General features: G+C 35.9%; 15 protein-coding genes. 7 read left to right on the top strand and 8 right to left on the bottom strand.

Going from position 1 to position 18475, the window contains the following annotated elements:
• Positions 1–447 precede the first annotated feature (447 nt).
• The gene (locus tag BZG02_RS16545; protein WP_101262786.1) at positions 448–2493 is read right to left on the bottom strand and encodes a M13 family metallopeptidase; all 2046 of its coding nucleotides are present in this window, start codon (positions 2491–2493) and stop codon (positions 448–450) included.
• Positions 2494–2664: 171 nt separating this feature from the next.
• Here BZG02_RS16545 and mnmA point away from each other — a divergent pair, with 171 nt between their 5' ends.
• Positions 2665–3756, top strand: coding sequence for a tRNA 2-thiouridine(34) synthase MnmA (gene mnmA / locus BZG02_RS16540; RefSeq protein ID WP_101262784.1), 1092 nt, complete (start codon positions 2665–2667; stop codon positions 3754–3756).
• 38 nt (positions 3757–3794) lie between these two features.
• On the opposite strand, the gene BZG02_RS16535 is transcribed toward mnmA, so the two are convergent.
• Positions 3795–4289: a GAF domain-containing protein gene (locus BZG02_RS16535; protein ID WP_101262782.1), complete on the bottom strand. Its 495-nt coding sequence runs from the start codon at positions 4287–4289 to the stop codon at positions 3795–3797.
• Between the two features lie 131 nt (positions 4290–4420).
• Here BZG02_RS16535 and BZG02_RS16530 point away from each other — a divergent pair, with 131 nt between their 5' ends.
• The gene (locus BZG02_RS16530; protein ID WP_218972277.1) at positions 4421–4660 is read left to right on the top strand and encodes a DUF3820 family protein; all 240 of its coding nucleotides are present in this window, start codon (positions 4421–4423) and stop codon (positions 4658–4660) included.
• 21 nt (positions 4661–4681) lie between these two features.
• Here the strand turns inward: BZG02_RS16530 and modC are convergent, their stop codons facing one another.
• The 6 genes from modC to BZG02_RS16500 form a co-directional block, all read right to left on the bottom strand.
• A complete protein-coding gene (gene modC / locus BZG02_RS16525) occupies positions 4682–5776 on the bottom strand; it encodes a molybdenum ABC transporter ATP-binding protein (protein ID WP_101262779.1) in 1095 nt (364 codons plus the stop codon).
• A 50-nt stretch (positions 5777–5826) separates the two neighbouring features.
• Positions 5827–6522, bottom strand: a complete 696-nt coding sequence (modB, locus tag BZG02_RS16520; protein ID WP_101262777.1) for a molybdate ABC transporter permease subunit — start codon at positions 6520–6522, stop codon at positions 5827–5829.
• 2 nt (positions 6523–6524) lie between these two features.
• Positions 6525–7304, bottom strand: a complete 780-nt coding sequence (modA, locus tag BZG02_RS16515; RefSeq protein ID WP_101262775.1) for a molybdate ABC transporter substrate-binding protein — start codon at positions 7302–7304, stop codon at positions 6525–6527.
• A gap of 222 nt (positions 7305–7526) precedes the next feature.
• On the bottom strand, positions 7527–8231 hold the full coding sequence (locus BZG02_RS16510) for a Crp/Fnr family transcriptional regulator (RefSeq protein WP_101262773.1): 705 nt from the start codon (positions 8229–8231) through the stop codon (positions 7527–7529).
• Between the two features lie 243 nt (positions 8232–8474).
• Positions 8475–9179, bottom strand: a complete 705-nt coding sequence (locus BZG02_RS16505) for a hypothetical protein (RefSeq protein WP_101262771.1) — start codon at positions 9177–9179, stop codon at positions 8475–8477.
• A 98-nt stretch (positions 9180–9277) separates the two neighbouring features.
• Positions 9278–11827 (bottom strand): phosphoenolpyruvate carboxylase, encoded by a 2550-nt coding sequence (locus BZG02_RS16500; protein WP_101262769.1) that lies wholly within the window; start codon positions 11825–11827, stop codon positions 9278–9280.
• A gap of 425 nt (positions 11828–12252) precedes the next feature.
• Here BZG02_RS16500 and BZG02_RS16495 point away from each other — a divergent pair, with 425 nt between their 5' ends.
• From BZG02_RS16495 to lysM, 5 genes are all read left to right on the top strand, one after another.
• Positions 12253–14265, top strand: a complete 2013-nt coding sequence (locus BZG02_RS16495; protein ID WP_101262767.1) for an alpha amylase C-terminal domain-containing protein — start codon at positions 12253–12255, stop codon at positions 14263–14265.
• A 2-nt stretch (positions 14266–14267) separates the two neighbouring features.
• Positions 14268–15968: an alpha-amylase family glycosyl hydrolase gene (locus BZG02_RS16490; protein ID WP_101262765.1), complete on the top strand. Its 1701-nt coding sequence runs from the start codon at positions 14268–14270 to the stop codon at positions 15966–15968.
• A 165-nt stretch (positions 15969–16133) separates the two neighbouring features.
• A complete protein-coding gene (locus BZG02_RS16485) occupies positions 16134–17231 on the top strand; it encodes a 50S ribosomal protein L11 methyltransferase (RefSeq protein WP_101262762.1) in 1098 nt (365 codons plus the stop codon).
• A 518-nt stretch (positions 17232–17749) separates the two neighbouring features.
• A complete protein-coding gene (locus BZG02_RS16475; RefSeq protein WP_101262758.1) occupies positions 17750–17953 on the top strand; it encodes a dodecin family protein in 204 nt (67 codons plus the stop codon).
• A gap of 44 nt (positions 17954–17997) precedes the next feature.
• Positions 17998–18462, top strand: a complete 465-nt coding sequence (gene lysM / locus BZG02_RS16470; RefSeq protein ID WP_101262756.1) for a peptidoglycan-binding protein LysM — start codon at positions 17998–18000, stop codon at positions 18460–18462.
• Positions 18463–18475 lie beyond the last annotated feature (13 nt).

The raw sequence follows: 18475 nt of genomic DNA, 5'->3' as shown, positions 1-18475 counted from the left end.
ATAACCATAGGTTGCACCTATGACTATTCAAATTCAATCCCTTCGGGATTTCTCCGGTATGTAAAGCAATAGAACCACGAAGTGGTTCAAGCCCAATAACCCCGTATGAAACGCGGGAACGGAAACAGCATGCAGTGCGAGAGAATAGAACCACGAAGTGGTTCAACACCAATAACCCCGTATGAAATGCGGGGACAGAAACAGCATGCAGTGCGAGAATAGAACCACGAAGTGGTTCAACACCAATAACCCCGTATGCAATGCGGGGACGGAAACAGCATGCAATGCGAGAATAGAACCACGAAGTGGTTCAACACCAATAAGCCCGTATGAAATGCGGGGACGGAAACAGCATGCAATGCGAGAATAGAACCACGAAGTGGTTCAACTAACAAAAAAAACCGCCTCAATTTCTTGAGACGGTTTCTATATTTCGATTATAATCGCTTACCAAATTTTAGCTCTTTGCTCTTCGGTACGATACAATGGAGCATCGTCACCAATATTAAAAGCTGCATAAAACTCTGGGATGTTAAACAAACCACCATTTACGCGATATTTTCCTGGCGAGTGAACATCTTCTTTAATCAATTTACGCAGGTAAGTATCCCTTACATTTCCTCTCCAAACTTTAGAGTAAGAAAGGAAAAAACGTTGCATGTTATTAAAACCATCAATATCAGCAGGAGCCTCTTCATTCAAAGTTAGTTTATAAGCTTCCAAAGCAACGGTTAATCCACCGTAATCGGCAATATTTTCGCCAAGGGTTAATTTACCATCTACATTTAAATCGTCGAATACCTTAAAGCCATTAAACTGCTCCACTAATTTTTCTGCTCTTGCATTAAATTTCTCTGTGTCTTCCGGAGTCCACCAGTCTCTCATGTTACCATCCTTATCGAATCTGCGACCCGAATCATCAAAACCGTGAGTCATTTCGTGACCAATAACAACTCCAATAGCACCGTAATTTACAGCATCGTCGCCATTCATATAAAAGAATGGAGGCTGAAGAATTGCTGCTGGAAATACTACTTCGTTTAACAATGGATGGTAGTATGCATTTACAGTTTGTGGAGTCATGCCCCATTTTTTAGTATCAACAGGCTCGCCAAGTTTCGCAATATTCTTCTGGTGTTCAAACTCAGAAGCTCTCCACATGTTCTGCACATACGAATCGGTTGCGACCTCAAGTTTCGAATAATCCTCCCATTTCTCAGGATAACCAATTTTCACCCCAAAAGCATCTAATTTCGCTAATGCTTCTACTTTAGTTTCGTCGCTCATCCAATCTAACTTTTCCAATCTTCCGCGCAATACTGTTTTCAGGTTAGAAACCAATTTATCCATTCTTTCTTTTGCCTCAGCAGGAAAATATTTCTCTACATACAATTGTCCAACCGCTTCGCCCAAAACACTACCAGTAGCATTTGCCATGCGTCTCCAACGAGGTTGTTGTTCTGTTGTACCAGAAAGAACCGTTCCATAAAATGCAAAGTTTTGCTCATCTAACTCGCTATTTAAATAACCAGCCGATTCGTCAAGTAGTTTCCACTTTAAGTACAATTTAATGTCTTCCAACTTTTCATCTGCCAAAATATTATTTAGCTCAGCCATGTATCTTGGATGCGAAGTAATTACAAACTCGTTTACTTCTGCCCCAATTTCTTTGAAATAAGCAGCCCAATCGAAATTTGGATACTCCTTCGCCAATGTTTCCAATGTTTTAGGATTATACATAGCTGGATAATTTCTGTTTTCCAGATTGGTATTGAATTTTTCAGCCATGCGAGTCTCGAATCGCATAATCGATGTTGCATTGCTTGTTGCAAGCTCAGCATTCTCACCAATTAATTCGAACATTTTAGCAATGTGCTTAACAAATTCAACGCGAATGTTCGCGCTAGTTTCGTTATCTTCAGTATAGTAATCACGATCCGATAAAGAAAGTCCATCTTCCGAAACATACATGCGGTTTACTGTCGTGTTTTTCATGTCTTGCTCAACACCAGCACCAAACAAAGCACTAATACCCATTTTGTGTAGGTGAACCAAAGTCTCCCGCAAATCAACCGCATTAGAGATACTCGCAATTCTTTCGAACTCAGGCATCAGTGGTTGAACACCAATAGAATTTACTTTTTCCACATCCATCCCAGTAGCATAAAAGTCCTGAATCTTCTTCAAATTACTTCCTGCCTCGGCATTTTCTGTTTTTGCTGCTTCTTCCAATAATTCGTGTACTGCACCATTGGCACTTTCTGCTAAAATATCGAAAGCACCGTAGCGACTTCTATCTGCAGGAATTGGAGTATTTTTCATCCAATTACCATTGGCATATTCAAAAAAATCATCCCCCGGATTAACGGATAAATTCATGTCTTCTTTTTTTAGTACTCCTGCACCTTTTTGTTCCTTTTCGGCACATCCTACTATAATGGAAAGAGCTAGACCTGCGCTCAGAATTCCACCCGACAGTCTTTTCATATTCATTACTATGCGATTTGTTGTTAATACTATTTACTTTTGTGTCCTCAAAAATAGGAAAAAGGCAGGATATCTACCTATTTTTTCGATAATCATTATGATTCCCCCGACAAGACTAATTTTGTTATCCGCTTTGAAAGAGATATTTTTGCATCGCATTACAAATTGGAGGAATTTATGAAGGAGGAGAAAGATACAAAAACCAAAGTAGTATTGGGAATGAGCGGAGGAACCGATTCGTCGGTTACAGCAATGCTACTGCAACAGCAGGGATACCATGTTATTGGTGTTTCACTTTGGTTTTTTGGGACAAACAATTCCTTTGAATCTTCCGATCCTATCCCCGATTTTATTCTTGAAGCGCAAAAACTAGCACAACAGTTAGGAATCGAACACCATGTGATTGATGCTCGCAGAGAATTCCGCGAAACCATCATTCAATTCTTTTTGGATGAATATTTAGCCGGACGAACTCCTAGTCCGTGCATACAGTGCAATCCACAATTAAAATGGAAATTGCTTTTAGAAAAAGCCAATGAATTGAACTGCGAATTTATTGCCACTGGTCACTACATTCAAATTCGGAAAGAGGCCAATACCTTCTACATCTTTAAAGGCAAAGATCCCGCAAAAGATCAATCGTATTTTCTATGGAATTTAGGACAAAATATTTTGTCGAGAACACTTACTCCATTGGGAATATATACAAAAACAGAAGTGCGCGAAATTGCCAAAGATTTTGGCTTTGCAGAGGTCGCAAAAAAGAAGGAAAGTATGGGCATCTGTTTTATGGATCGTATGGACTACCGCGACTTTTTACAGGAAATGATTCCTGATTTAGATCAGAAAATTGGTCGTGGTAAAGTAACCGATACCAAAGGAAAGCATCTGGGTTGGCACGATGGATACCCATATTACACCGTGGGCCAGAAAAGAGGACTAGAACTAAAAGAGAAATCGGGTTTGATGGTAAGTCGTATTGATGCAGGTACCAATACACTTATTCTAGAAAAGAAAGAAGATTTAAATGTAATGAATTTAAGGGTTTCCGATTACTATTTTAATGATATCGCAGACAGCAAGTTGCCAAATATCAGTACCATTGTTCGTGGTCTGGGCCGAAACCCACAAAAATTTAGCTGCCTACAACTACTCAACACAACAGAATTGGAAGTAAAACTGGAAGATCCAGCTTGGGCCATTGCCCCCGGACAACCCGTAGCATTTTATATAGGCAATAAACTAATTGGTGGTGGCTTTGCCGAATAAATCACTCTTACAGTAATTTACGGTACGTATGGCGATCCTTAGTAAATCGAAGCATTTCGAATGATCTCATTCTGCTCGTCAATAAGCAAATCTGCCTCGATACTTTCTCGAAAATGATCTACTAATTTATGATCCAAATCGTCGAATATTCTACTGGTATCGTTTAAAACGCAAAGGGTTCCAAAAAGATCTTCGTTTGGATAAAATATTGGCGATCCTAAATAACAACTCATTCCACCATTGTGTTCTACTTTTTCTTTCCAATAGTTATTGTTGTAAGCATCTTCAATTTCAATCTTTGCCTTACTAGCTACAACCGAATCGCAGTACGAGCCAATACTTAACTCTCCTCTATCGCCTATTAAATAGGGATTATTCTCATTCGCCGAACTAACAAATACTTCTAATTCGTGAGGGTGCAATTTCATGATCAAAATTGCCGACACTTTTAATAAATCCTCCAGTAAATCTATTTTTGCCTGCCATTTCGATACGATATTTGAATTTATATGTTGATTTTCTATTGCATTCATTACCACTAATTTTAAGATTACTCGTAAAGTTAAGGAAAAATTAAACAGAATGTCAAGAGAAAATAAGTGCTTAAATTTCTGATTATCGTAATTTCTAAAATATCTTTGTGCAAATTAATCTGCGAACAGCTATGGAAACTATCGATGGGGATTTTATGAATGAAGAATTAATTAAATTAATTCGCATGCGAATGCCGTATGGCAAATACAAAGGACGCTATTTAATAGATATTCCTGAACCCTATTTAGTTTGGTACCGACAAAAAGGTTTTCCTCCCGGAAAATTGGGCGAAATGCTAGCTTCGATGTACGAAATAAAATTAAACGGATTAGAAGGAATGCTACGGCCTCTTTGTCGAAAATATCAGTAAGCAGTAAAATGCTTATTTAGCTTAGAAATTGGTTTGTAAAGCCATCGATTTAAACAGGCACCACACCTTTTTATTTTCTGCTAGCTCCATTTTCAGTAGAGAAGCATGTGTAATCGAAACCAATAATTTAAAACCAACATCTACCAAGCAATAGTTTCGACTATCTTGTTGAATTATTTTTACTATTGTTCCTGGTAGCTGATTTCGAATGGAAATATTTAAAATTTTCTCCAAACTTAAGGCAATATCCTCCGGACGAAGAGACAGATTCACATAATCACCTATTTGACAACAATCTAGCTCCATTTCCCTTTCCATACTTATTGTTTCGCTTGCACTCTTGTTCGATAAAATGGTTAATCCATCCTTTTTATCATGTTTCTCCACTTTAAATGGAATTACATTCATTAAACCACCACCTCGCATTAATTCAAACATATTTTCCTGTTCTAGTAAATCAAGGTAGGTACCATGACCAACAACTCGTCCTTTTTTAAGCAAGAATAATTCCCTCGTCAAACTCAACAAATCGGGCAAATCGTGACTAACCACCAGCATAGGGATATTGAATTTTCGGTTAATTTTAATCAGGTAGGGAATAATTTGCCGACGCAGCTTTACATCTAAAGAAGAGAATGGTTCATCCATCAATAAAAGCTTTGGAGAGCTAAGTAAAGCGCGCCCAATTGCCACTCGTTGCTTCTCTCCTCCCGACAGCTGTTTTGGTCGTTTTTCCAACAAATTATTTAATTCCAGCAAGTTTACCAATTCTTCAAATTCGATTACCTGCTGCCCTTTCGGGATGTATTTTGTGGCAAAAAGCAAATTTTTCCGAACGCTCATGTGCGGAAACAATCTTCCTTCCTGAAACACATATCCAATCTTACGATTTCGGGTCGGTTCACAAATATTTTTAAAAGTATCTACCAGGATTGTTTCTTCAATTTTAACGTATCCTTGGTCGGGATTTTCCAAACCAACCAACAAATGCATCAAAGTTGTTTTGCCTGCTCCCGATGGTCCAAAAACCCCAGTAATTCCCTGAATAAAATCTACTTTAATATCCAAAGTAAAATCGCCTTTACTCCGTTTTAAATGTGCTGACAAAGCGTGCATAAACAACTAATTATTCAATTAAAACTATTTTTTACAACAAGATTCTTAAACTAGTTGCTCCGATGTAATTTCTTCACTAAGTATTCGGAAAAGGCCATGGCCAGAAAAGAAAAAAGCACCGCAACTAAAAGCAATCGAAATGCAGAACTTTCCATTCCCGGCATTTGAATCTGATTGAATAAAGCCAGAGGAATGGTTTGCGTTTCGCCCGAAATATTCCCAGCAAAAATTATAGTAGCACCAAATTCCCCCAACGATCTGGCAAAGGAAAGAATAAAGCCACTTATGATTCCTGGTAAAGCTAATGGCAAGCTTACGCGGATAAAACTCTGAAAAGTACTTGCTCCCAAGGTTTTCGCGGCTTCTTCAAAGCCCGGATCGACCATTTCTATAGAAAGGCGAATAGCTCGCACAGCCAATGGAAATGAAACAATCATAGAAGCTATTAGAGCTGCATAGTAGGTAAATGCAATTCGTATTCCAAACAATTCGTTCAACCAATGCCCAATTAGGCCTTTAGTTCCTAATAATAGTAACAAAATAAATCCTGTTGCTACAGGAGGTAACACCAAGGGCAAATTTATAAATCCTTCGATAAAAGCTTTTCCCCGAAAATTTTTGCGAGCCAACCACCAGCCTATCAAAGTTGCTATGGGCAAAACCAATATAGCACACCATAAAGCCACCTTAAAAGAAAGACCTATTGCGCTCATCTCTGCTTCCGAAAACACGTACCAATCTTCCATATTTAGTCTACTTTAAAACCATTTTTCTTCCAAATCGACTTAACCTTTCCCTGATTTAAAAAAACACTAAAAGCCTGTAGTTTTTCATTAGACTTCAACTGTTTTGCACCATAGTATCGCATTGGTTCACAATCAGTCAGTGCAAATTCGTAAACTATTCTCACCTTTTTCGATTTTTTTGCATCCGACAAATACACCATCCCCATTTCCACTTCTCCCATTTCCACCATAAAAAGCGCATCTCGTACATTTTTTGCGGGCAATAAACGATCAGCTAATCTACTCTCCCATCTATTCGTAATTAAAATCTGCCTCGCATATTTACCCGCTGGCACATGTGCCGGATCGCCAATAGAAATTCTCCCTTTAAATACATCGGGAAAATTAATAATCGAAACCGAATCCAAGTACAAATCTGTATTCTCAATTGGAACAATTGCTACCATTCTATTTTCTACCAAACTCTGAATCGAATGTCGATCCACCAATTGCAAAGAATCCAAATAATCCATCCAGTCCTTACTTGCCGAAATATAGTAATCGAAACTTGCCCCATTTTCTATTTGACGTGCCAATATCCCCGAGGAAGCAAAATTTAAACGAACACTTATTCCTGTTTCTGCTTTAAACGCATCGGCAATTTCTGTCATCACATCCAAGACACTTGCAGCAGCAAAAACACTAATTGTATTTGTAGGTTTATTGGACGAGGAGCAGGATAATAAAAAACAAGATAGAAGCAAACGAGGAAACAAAGTCTTAATATTCAGGAACAATTTCATGAAGTAGAAGATTAGTTGGGCTTTAAAGACTTGAAATTAGTAATTTTTCCGAAGACTTAATAGCTCCTTAAACTGGAAGATTAATTTAAAACTAACTAATACCATTGCGAGAAAAATAAATAGGATACTATTGTAAAAGGAAAACCTCCTATTTTTAATCTTTACTGAACGAAAAAGAAGAACAACTATTTACTAAAATGTAGGCTTTAGACAGGCTGATAATTATCCTACCCTACTAATTTGCTTCAATTTATCCATATCTAAAATGGAAATATTCCGACCATTTACTTTTATAATTTTGTCGGATTCGAAACCACAAATCTGTTTAGAAACACTCTCGCGACTGGTTCCAATCATATAAGAAATTTCCTTTCTACTAAGTGGCAATGTAAAATTAGAAGATTCAAAAATCACACTTGAAAAATACAGAAGTGCATCTGCAACCTTACCAAAAATCTTTTTTTGGTGCTGATCCACAAATCGATGGTAATTCCTTACACTATCGCTACATACCGAATTCAAAATTTCATATCCAAATTGCCCATTTTCTTTAATGAAACTAGAAAATGCCTTCAGCTCAATATAGCAAACCTTAACACTTGTTAGCGCCATATACGAATAATGATTTCCTCCATCACTAAAAATAGAATGTAAGCCAAGATAAGAATGAGGCTTAATCACCTGCAAAATATACTCCTGATTTTGGTCTCCTTTACCATATTCCTTCACTAGGCCTTTTCGCAAATAAATAACGTAGGCAGAAGAAGATCCTTCCGATAATATAATGTCTCCCTTTTCAAAAACCGTTTCATGATAGCTTCCATTTAGCAAAGCCAATTCAGTATCTGAAAGCATTTGAACCGCACAAGACTTATCGGCACAAGTTTCACAATTCGAAAAAACGGTAGTATCTGGTTGTTGCAACATAATGATGTAATATAATTATCACAAATATAAGATAAAACATTCACAACAAGTAATTTTTACCTGCTTAACTTAAGCTTTGATTTTACAATAAACAGATGGAATAATGAACAAACCTCACTCCTGCTACTAATCTTTTCTGCGATATCTTTAATCGATTAGCTCGTCCTTAAATCAAAGAAAACTAAATAAAAAGAGCCCCAATATTGCTATTAGAACTCTTTTATGTTTTTGTGAATTTAGTTTCTATAAACCCAAATTCTTATTTTTTATCACCTCATCTTGAAGTTTTCTTGCTAATTTTTGCTCGCGTATTAATGCATTTTTTCGAAGCGTATCAAATTCTTCTCTCACATCTTCCAAAGTTTCTTTAGTTTCGACTGTAACAACATGGCTCCTTTTAAATAAAAAGTAAGACAATCCAGCAACTACAAAGGATGCTAAAATTAGAACCCACACAATTGTATTGTAAGTCGATTTTGGAAGTTGCATTCCCAAAAAGCTCATACTATCTTTTAAATTCACTGTGTTTTCCAATTTATCTTTTACCGTTTGCAATTCCTTTTTTAAAGAAGTCATTTCGGCATTTTGATTCGAAAGTAACGCTTTTGAATCCAACAAATTCTTTTTTGCTACATTTAACGAATCGGTAATATTTTCGTTGAATTTTTCTAAAGCGTTAATTTTAACCACTTTATAATCTTCATATCGATTCGATTTTGTCATCATATAGTCAAACTGCTCTTTAATTGTTCCTTCATCAAGAAAAGCCTTAACAGGCTTTCTTACTACAGGTTTCTCAACTGCAGGAGTAGCAACCTCCTTCTTTACTGGTTCTTGTTTCTTCACTTCGGGTTTTACTTCGGTAGAAGTTTCTGTTGTCTGTGCAAGTATTGCAGAGCTAAACAAGATGAAAAGGGCGATTGAAAATAATGATTTGTACAACTTCATTGGGATTCTTTTTGTTTTTATTCGTTTCTCAATTAAAAAGGAAACGATATTTGACTTAGAAAATTGTTAGTAAAGAGTAATTTTTATTACTCTTGTTTTTAGGCTGAATTTCTACTGGCGTTAATATTACCATAAAGTGAACGAATTACCAAGCTTTGAAGTAGGTTATATTTATTTTGATCAATATTTCCAGACAAGTCCATTTCTCGAATTTTCATCAGTGCAAACTGTTGAATACATATTAAAGGCAATACAATTTCTTCTCTTAATTGAATTGAATCTTTTAATTCCAGTGACAATTCCATGATTTCTTTTTGTCCGGAAACTTCCAATAACATATCAATACTTAATTGATATTCTCTATAGATCCAATTCCAAAACTCACCAAACTCTTCATCCTTTTGCATGTATTGTGTTAATGAAAAATGCGATTTACTGATCGACTGCATACTATTTTCCACTAAGGTTCTAAAAAACAAAGAATTCTGGTACAGATGCTTACAAGCCTCCATTCTTCCTTCGTCTTTCAGCCTTTTAATAGAGGCTCCCACACCAAAAAAACCAGGTACATTTTGCTTCATCTGACTCCATGCACCTACAAAAGGTATTGCCCGTAAATCCTCAAAATTTAATGTTGCCGAAGCGTTTCGCTTGCTCGGGCGACTACCAATTTTTGCCTCTCCGTAATATTTTAAGGCACTCATTTTTTCTAAATACGGTACAAATTTATCCGACGACTTAAAACGCTGATATTCCTCCAAACTATACTTCGAAAGCGCTTCCATAATTTCTCTATCTTCCGCACAAAATTGTTTGCTTTGATCCTCGAATAATCGATTTCCTAAACCAGCAGTAATCAGTAATTCCTGATAATATTTTGCCGATGCTTTGGTACCAAACTTCGAACTAATCGTTTGGCCTTGAATGGTTACTTGTATTTCCTGGTTTTCGATATTATTTCCCAATGAAGAGTAAAATTTATGTGTATTTCCTCCTCCACGTGCTGGCGGTCCTCCACGTCCATCAAAAAAGACAACCACTATTCCTTTTTCACGAGCCAATCGCGTAATATTCTCCTTTGCTTTGTAAATACTCCAGTTTGCCGAAAAATAACCACCATCTTTAGTTCCATCCGAAAAACCAAGCATTATAGTTTGCTTCTTGCCTCTCGAAACTAAATGCTGATAGTACACTTCATTCTCAAACAGCTCTCTCATTGTTTCATCAGCCTTTGCCAAATCATCAATGGTTTCGAACAAAGGCACAATATCGAGTGGCAACCCCTCCTCCCACGCACAGAGTTTCGCCATTGCATAAACTCGAGCTACATCAACCGATGTCTGACAATTACTAATAATGAAACGATTACAAGCTGCTTCTCCATTTTTTTCCTGAATCTCTTTGATAGTAGAAAAAACACTAATTGTATCTCTACTCACCTCATCATCTGTTTTAAAATAGCTAAGCAATCCTTTCACTTTAAATAAACTATCAGTAGAAGCATTTCCAATTTGCCTGTCTATTTCCGTTGAAGATTCTCGCAAAACCTGGAAAGCTTTCCCTATAATACGACTATCTTGGCGGATATCAATATTTGCAAAATGAGCGCCAAATAGTTTCACTTTATTCTGAAACTTCTTCAATAAATCAAGGAAAAAGCCATCGTGTTCTTCTACTAGAATCTTCTCTATTTTATTCAAATAATCCGTAATCTCGAGCACCGATATTCCAGCACTAGAATCGCTATCATTCAAAGCAATAAGAACTCTTTCTTCTAAATCTACAATTAACTCCTGTACGCCTTTAAAACTTAAACGCCTGCGTAAAACCCTTAAATCCTTATAGTAGTTCGAGAACAAAATATATCGAAGTCTTGCCGCAACCTTTAATGTTGTTTCCGTATTTACATAAGGATTTCCGTCGCGATCGCCTCCCGGCCAAAAACCAAACGAGATTACCGGACCTGCTTTTTCCTCCGACATACCTTCCCCTTTAACTAATTCGGAATATAAATTAGAAGCCGATTGATAGAAAATATTCTCTAAATACCAACTTAAATTTTTTGCCTCATCGTAAGGTGTTGGTCGCTCTTTTTTTAAAAACGGAGTTTTTCCAAGCTGTGTTAGCAATAGCTTAATTTGAAGCAAATCGCTTTTTTGAATTGCCCGAATTAAATCATTAATAATTGCCAAAACCGTGCTCGGATAAAACTGTGTAGGATGCGCAGTTAATACAACACGAACAGCAAACTTCTCTAAATCGCTCTTAAACGATTCCCATTTGCCAGTCTGCTTTACCTTCGATTTTAATGCTTTTAAGCTTCCGGCTCCATTCAAATCATTCATTTTATCAAAAACAGCATCCTCCACTGCATCTAACAGAACTACCTGTCTTTCAATAAAATGAATTACCCGAAACATAAAATCGAACTGTTCCTTCTCTGTTCGAAAAGAAGTTTGTTTCTCAAAAAAATGATTAAATATTTCAATAGGTGATTTTCCTATCTCCAATCCTTTCGAGCATTCATCCTTTAAAATAGGAATTAATATTCCTGTTCCATGTATCCCATCTAATGGCAAGGTTAGGAATATACTGTTGTACAATTTGTACTTTAAATCAACTTCATTTTGGAATTTTTCTGATCTCATAGACTTCTATTTCTTCCCCTTATATACATATATAAAATAAGACTATTAAGATAAGAAAATGGATTGAGAATAACGAAATGAAAACCGATTCCTTAAAAAATGAAAAACGTTAACAATTACCCCCTCTCTATAAACGATTTAAACCACCAAAATATTTTCAAATCACAAATTACATTTCGTCATGAACCTCCAACAACCTATTTAACGAAAATTAAAAGTCTATCAATACTTCCTTATTATCATCTTTTACCTCTTTTATTTTTACTGTCTCTACTTAACGAATCAAATGAAAATTTTTAATTAATAAACATTCAAAAAATCTGAAAAACTTCCCTCAATTTTAAAATAATTACAACAGATAAATTGTATCTTTAAACTTGTTGCACCTACAACTTACTTCCTAACCTGGTACTCTTATATAGCTTATGATTAAACATCTTAAAATAGTTGATTCGGATCCCATGTTGCATGATTATCAAAATGTGATCTTAAAAAGGCTTCAGAAAACATCTCTAAAAGAGAAAGAATTAACAAAAAGCAACCTTTCAACCTTTGCAAATGGCCATCATTACTATCGACTCCATCGAAATATCGATCATTGGATAATTCGGGAATGGGCACCAAATGCAACTAAAATGTATTTAATCGGTGAATTTTCAAATTGGAAAGAAAATGAAAACTTTCAATTTGAGAAAATCGACAATGGGAATTTCGAGTTAAAACTGCCAATAAATTCTCTAAAACAAGCCGACTTATATAAATTACTATTGCATTGGCCCGGTGGTCAGGGAGAACGAATTCCCGTTTGGTGCACCAGAGTAGTACAGGATCCAAATACACTTATATACTCGGCTCAAGTTTGGCAAAACGAAAAACCATTCGAATGGAAATCGGATACCAAAAGAGTTAAATACACCTCTCCTCTTATTTACGAAGCCCATATTGGAATGGCTACCGAAAAAGAAGGTGTGGGCAGCTATAAGGAATTTCGTGAATTAGTATTGCCTCGAATTTATAAGGCTGGTTACAATACAATTCAGCTTATGGCCATTCAAGAGCATCCATATTATGGCTCTTTCGGATATCATGTTTCTAGTTTATTTGCTGCTTCATCGAGGTTTGGGACTCCCGAAGAACTAAAGCAATTAATTGATGCCGCACATGCTTTAGGCATTATGGTAATTATGGATATCGTTCACTCGCATGCCGTAAAAAATGAATTGGAAGGCATTGGAAAATTTGATGGTTCTCCCTATCAGTTTTTTCATGCAGATAAGCGAAGAGAACATGTTGCATGGGACTCTCTTTGTTATGATTACGGTAAAAATGAGGTACTTCATCTTCTTTTATCGAATATTAAGTATTGGTTGGAAGAATATCATTTCGATGGCTATCGTTTTGATGGTGTTACAAGTATGCTGTACTACGATCATGGTTTATCGAGAGATTTTACAAGCTATGAGATGTATTTTGATGGCGGACAAGATGAAGATGCAATTTGCTATTTAAGTCTAGCAAACAAACTAATTCACGAGTACCATCCTAATGCAATTAGTGTAGCCGAAGAAATGAGCGGATACCCTGGTTTAGCTGCTCCTTTAACAGATGGAGGCTTAGATTTTGATTTTAGATTGGCCATGGGAATTCCCGATTATTGGATTAAACTGATTAAGGAAACTCCTGATGAAAACTGGAACGTAGGCAATATCTTCTACGAATTATCAAACAAACGTGCCGAAGAAAAAACCATTAGTTATGCAGAATCTCACGATCAGGCTTTAGTTGGTGATCAAACCCTTATTTTTCGATTAATAGAAAAAGCGATGTACGATAGCATGGACAAGTCGAGTCAAAACTTGCTAGTTGACCGTGGTATTGCTCTTCACAAACTAATTCGGTTGCTCACTCTATCCTGTTCCGGGAATGGCTATTTGAATTTCATGGGAAATGAATTTGGACATCCTGAATGGATTGATTTTCCACGCGCAGGAAACAATTGGTCCTACCAACATGCACGCCGTCAGTGGAGTTTGGTGGACAATCCAAAATTACGTTTCGAACATTTAAATGAGTTCGATAGGGATATGATTGCCCTACAAAATAAAGAGGAATTTATTAACGAAGCTTATATTCATTGCGCTCAAGCAGATCAAAACAATCAAGTTTTAGCTGTTCTAAGAAAAGATTTGCTTTTTGTTTTCAATCTGAATCCAAACGAATCGTTTACTTTTTACGGAATTCCAACGAAAGCGGGAAAATATCAGCTAATACTTAATTCGGATGACAGTACCTATGGAGGCTTTGATCGTGTGGACAGCAAACTTCTCTACTATTCCAAACCCGAAGCGCCAATGTCTAAAAATCATCGGTTATACTTATATCTACCAAGTAGAACTGCGCTAGTATTCAAGTACATTCCATCAAAAAGCATCTTTTAAATATGAGCACTAAAAAACCAATCATCTATCAGTTATTTCCTCGTTTATTTGGAAACAAAAATACGAAAGCTGTTTTTAATGGCTCCCGAAGTGAAAATGGAACTGGTAAATTTAACGATATCAGCAACATAGCTCTGCAAGAAATAAAAAAACTTGGGATTACTCATATTTGGTACACCGGAATTATTGAGCATGCAATTGTAGAAGGCTATCCCGATGCAGGAATTTCGCATGGAAATCCTTTAGTAATTAAAGGAAAAGCAGGTTCTCCATACGCAATTAAAGATTACTACGATGTAAATCCGGATTTGGCTTTGGATGTAAACCAAAGAATGAAAGAATTTCAAAATCTCGTTACCCGAACTCACAAAAATGACATGAAGGTAATTATCGATTTTGTTCCCAATCATTTAGCCAGAGAATATCATTCGGATGCAAAACCAGAAGAATTTTCTGATTTTGGAGCAAATGATGATAGTAGTAAAGCTTTTTCTGCCACTAATAATTTCTACTACTTAGCGCACGAACACCTCCATTTATCTGATGAAATAAGAAATCGCTTTCCGGATATGGATTACCAGGAATATCCCGCTAAGGCAACTGGTAATGATCTATTTACCGCCCATCCACAACTAAACGATTGGTACGAAACCGTGAAGCTGAATTATGGAGTTGATTACCAAAATGGTCACGACACACATTTTCAACCAATTCCAGATACTTGGCTAAAAATGAAGGATGTTTTACTTTATTGGGCAAAAAAAGGAATTGATGGTTTCCGTTGCGATATGGCTGAAATGGTGCCCGTTGAATTTTGGCACTGGGTAATAACCGAAATAAAAGCAGAATTTCCATCTATTCTTTTTATTGCCGAAGTATACAACCCCTATTTATACGATACTTATATTAAAAATGGAAAATTCGACTATTTGTACGATAAAGTTGGTTTGTATGACACACTAAAAGGAATAATTCGAGGCGAAAGAGCGGCAAGAGATATTTCGCAATGCTGGCAATCTTTAAATAATTTAGATGCTTACATGCTTCGTTTTCTTGAAAATCATGATGAACAGCGGATTGCTTCTCCCTATTTTGCATCCGACCCAATAAAAGCCCTTCCGGGGATAATGCTTTCGCTTTGCTTGCATCGAGGCCCATTTATGATTTATTCGGGACAAGAATTTGCTGAAACTGGAATGGAAATATCTGGGTATAGTGGTGCTGATGGACGATCAAGCATATTCGATTACTGGAATTTACCCGAACATCAAAAATGGATGAATGATGGACAATTTGATGGCAAATTATTATCCGATGCGCAAAAAAACTTACTACAAGCTTACCAAGACATTCTAAAATTTGCACAGCTACCAGCCATTACCAATGGCGAATTTTACGACATTATGTGGCAAAATACAGATTTCGCTACTTTCAATTCGGATAAAGTTTATGCCTTTTTGCGCCACACAGCAACACAAAAACTTCTAATAATTTGTAATTTTGATGCTTTCACTCAACATTTACAAGTGAAAATTCCAATGCATGCCCTCGAAACAATGGAAATTCCTCGTCCTGTAGACTTACATTTTACCAATTTGCAATCAAATACTGAAACTAAAATTACTTGCGACGAGATAGCAACCAATGGCATCGATTTAAGTATTCCAGCCTATCAATATCTTCTGTTCGAGATTAAATATTAGAAAAACAGAACTATTTGCAGGCTATAGAATCAATATTTACAGGAATGGAACGTATTATCATCATTAATTGTACTACGTTTACACAATTTTTAAAATTTATTGCGATATCAACATAACCTAAGGAATTTGCCTCGGTTTTGCAAAACGCAGAAAAACAAAGCAGAAATGTTAAAGAATGAATTAGAACTCAACCTATCAGGTAAAAAAATATCTGTAAACCGACCAGAACCAATTGTTGCAGATATTGAAGTAGTACCCTACAAAAAACGTATGGATCCAATGGATGCAGTGGATGCACTAATTGATGGTTATTCGGTTTTAATTGTTGACTACTATAGTAGCGGACTTACCGTGCTAAATGAATTAAAAAAGCATCTTGAAGAAAAATATCCCGATCAATCGTTTAGAGGACAACGTGAAATGCGCACTGCTTATCGTAAGCTTTCGCATAAATTGCTTTTGCATATAACCAATAACAAACTCGCTGTTAGAAAAGCTCCAGAAATTGGTTGGTTAGAAAAATTATATCCCGATTTTACAGAATTTCTTTTACCATTTCCCCAAGTTCAAGGCTTAAATAGTTCTTGGCAATGGTACGATAAAGGTATTTTTATTCCTGTAATTGACAGAAACGTACATCCGTTTTATGGCACCTACTTCCCAACTCGATTCGAACACCTAAAATTATTCGACAAATGGTTGGATCGTTATAAAGGAGAAAAAAAATCGGCAACCGATATAGGAATTGGTTCGGGAATATTAAGTTTTCAATTATTGAAACATGGATTTCAACATATTTGTGGAACAGACAATAATCCAAATGCGATTGTTGGATTATCAAAAAGCTTAAAAGAAAGCAAATTAGACTCAAAAATTGAACTTCAGTTTGGAGATTTATTTGCTCAAAACAATGCTAAATCAGATTTAATTGTATTTAATGCACCTTGGTTACCAGCATCCAATAAATCGGAAGGATTAGATAATGCTATTTACTACGAAAAAGATTTATTTCCACGCTTTTTCGAAGAAGCTAAAAAACACACGCGATTAAATGGTAGAGTTGTAATTCTATTTTCGAACCTTGCACAAATTACGAATCAAAAGGAAAGTCATCCGATTGAAAAGGAATTAGTCGAAGGAGGCCGATTTGTGAAGGAGTTATTTTTACACAAAAAGGTTCGTTCCGCTTCAAAAAACACCAAACGAAACCAAAATTGGCGCCACGAAGAAATGGTGGAATTATGGGTCCTAAAATTATTATAAACGAATTAGGAGAGTGCTATTGTATTCTAATTTATTTTGTAATTTAGAAATGGAATTTTTATCAGTAAAAAATGAAATATTAACTTAGAGTAAAATATCATGGCTAAGTCACAAGACGCGAAGAAAAACGTTAAAAAAGAACCTGCGAAAACTGCGAAAGAAAAAAAAGAAGAAAAAAGAGAAAAAAAAGCAAAGAGAAATTAATCTTCTTCGTTCTTATAATTCGAACTAAAGCTAAACGCAACAGTAATAATGTATTTTTAAAATCTAAAAGCTTGATTCCTAACCGGATCGAGCTTTTTTTTATTTACCAGTTAATTGAATTACGAAATAAATGGTATGCCATAAATAATCTGATTCGAAATACCTGTTAGGTGTGAATTGTATAACTAGATCTTAAAATAAATTTACTAGTTCGCGAATAATTCAGTAAATTAAGGATACTTACAAAAAAGCTAACTGAATCTAATTAAATCGATTAGCTAAATTATTTTATACATTCACTTAAATTGAATATTATGACCATTTTAAAAGTGCTTGAAGTAATGGCCTCATCAAAGACCAGTTGGGAAGATGCCACAAAAAATGCTGTAAAAACGGCGGCTAAAACAGTGAAAGAAATCCGTTCCGTTTACGTACAGGATATGAGTGCCGTCGTAGATAAAAATAACATTACTGAATACAGAGTAAATGTTAAAATAACCTTTCAATTACTGGACTAGTCCTTTTATTTACAACAGTAAATACTAAATAAAAATAATCGAGAATGGGACTAATTTCATTTATAAAAAGTGCAGGCGAAAAAATTTTCGGGAAATCGGAGGAAACTCTGAAAATAGAGAAGGCAGAGTTAATTTCGAGCCATATTAAAAAATTTGGTTTTGACACCAGTACTATACAAGTATTGGTGGATAACGAAAAAGTTACGCTTAGTGGAAGCATCGACACTTACGAAAATAAGAATAAAATAATTGTTGTTGCTGGAAATGTAGCCGGTATTTCATTGGTTAATGATCAAATTACACTTACCAATCCTCCTTCTGTTGCTCCACCTGAGCCAGAAAAGCAATTCTACACGGTTAAAAAGGGTGATTATTTATCTAAAATAGCAAAAGAGGTTTACGGAAAATCGAATAAATATGATATTATTTTTGAGGCCAACAAACCCATGTTAAAGGATGCAAATTTAATTTATCCCGGACAAGTTCTTGTTATTCCTCCTTTAAACTAAAAGTAAAAGGCTA

Source organism: Labilibaculum filiforme, from assembly GCF_002843315.1.
GTDB lineage: Bacteria > Bacteroidota > Bacteroidia > Bacteroidales > Marinifilaceae > Labilibaculum > Labilibaculum filiforme.
The sequence above is the reverse complement of the archived record's forward strand: the minus strand, read 5'-3'. Positions and strand labels throughout refer to the sequence as shown.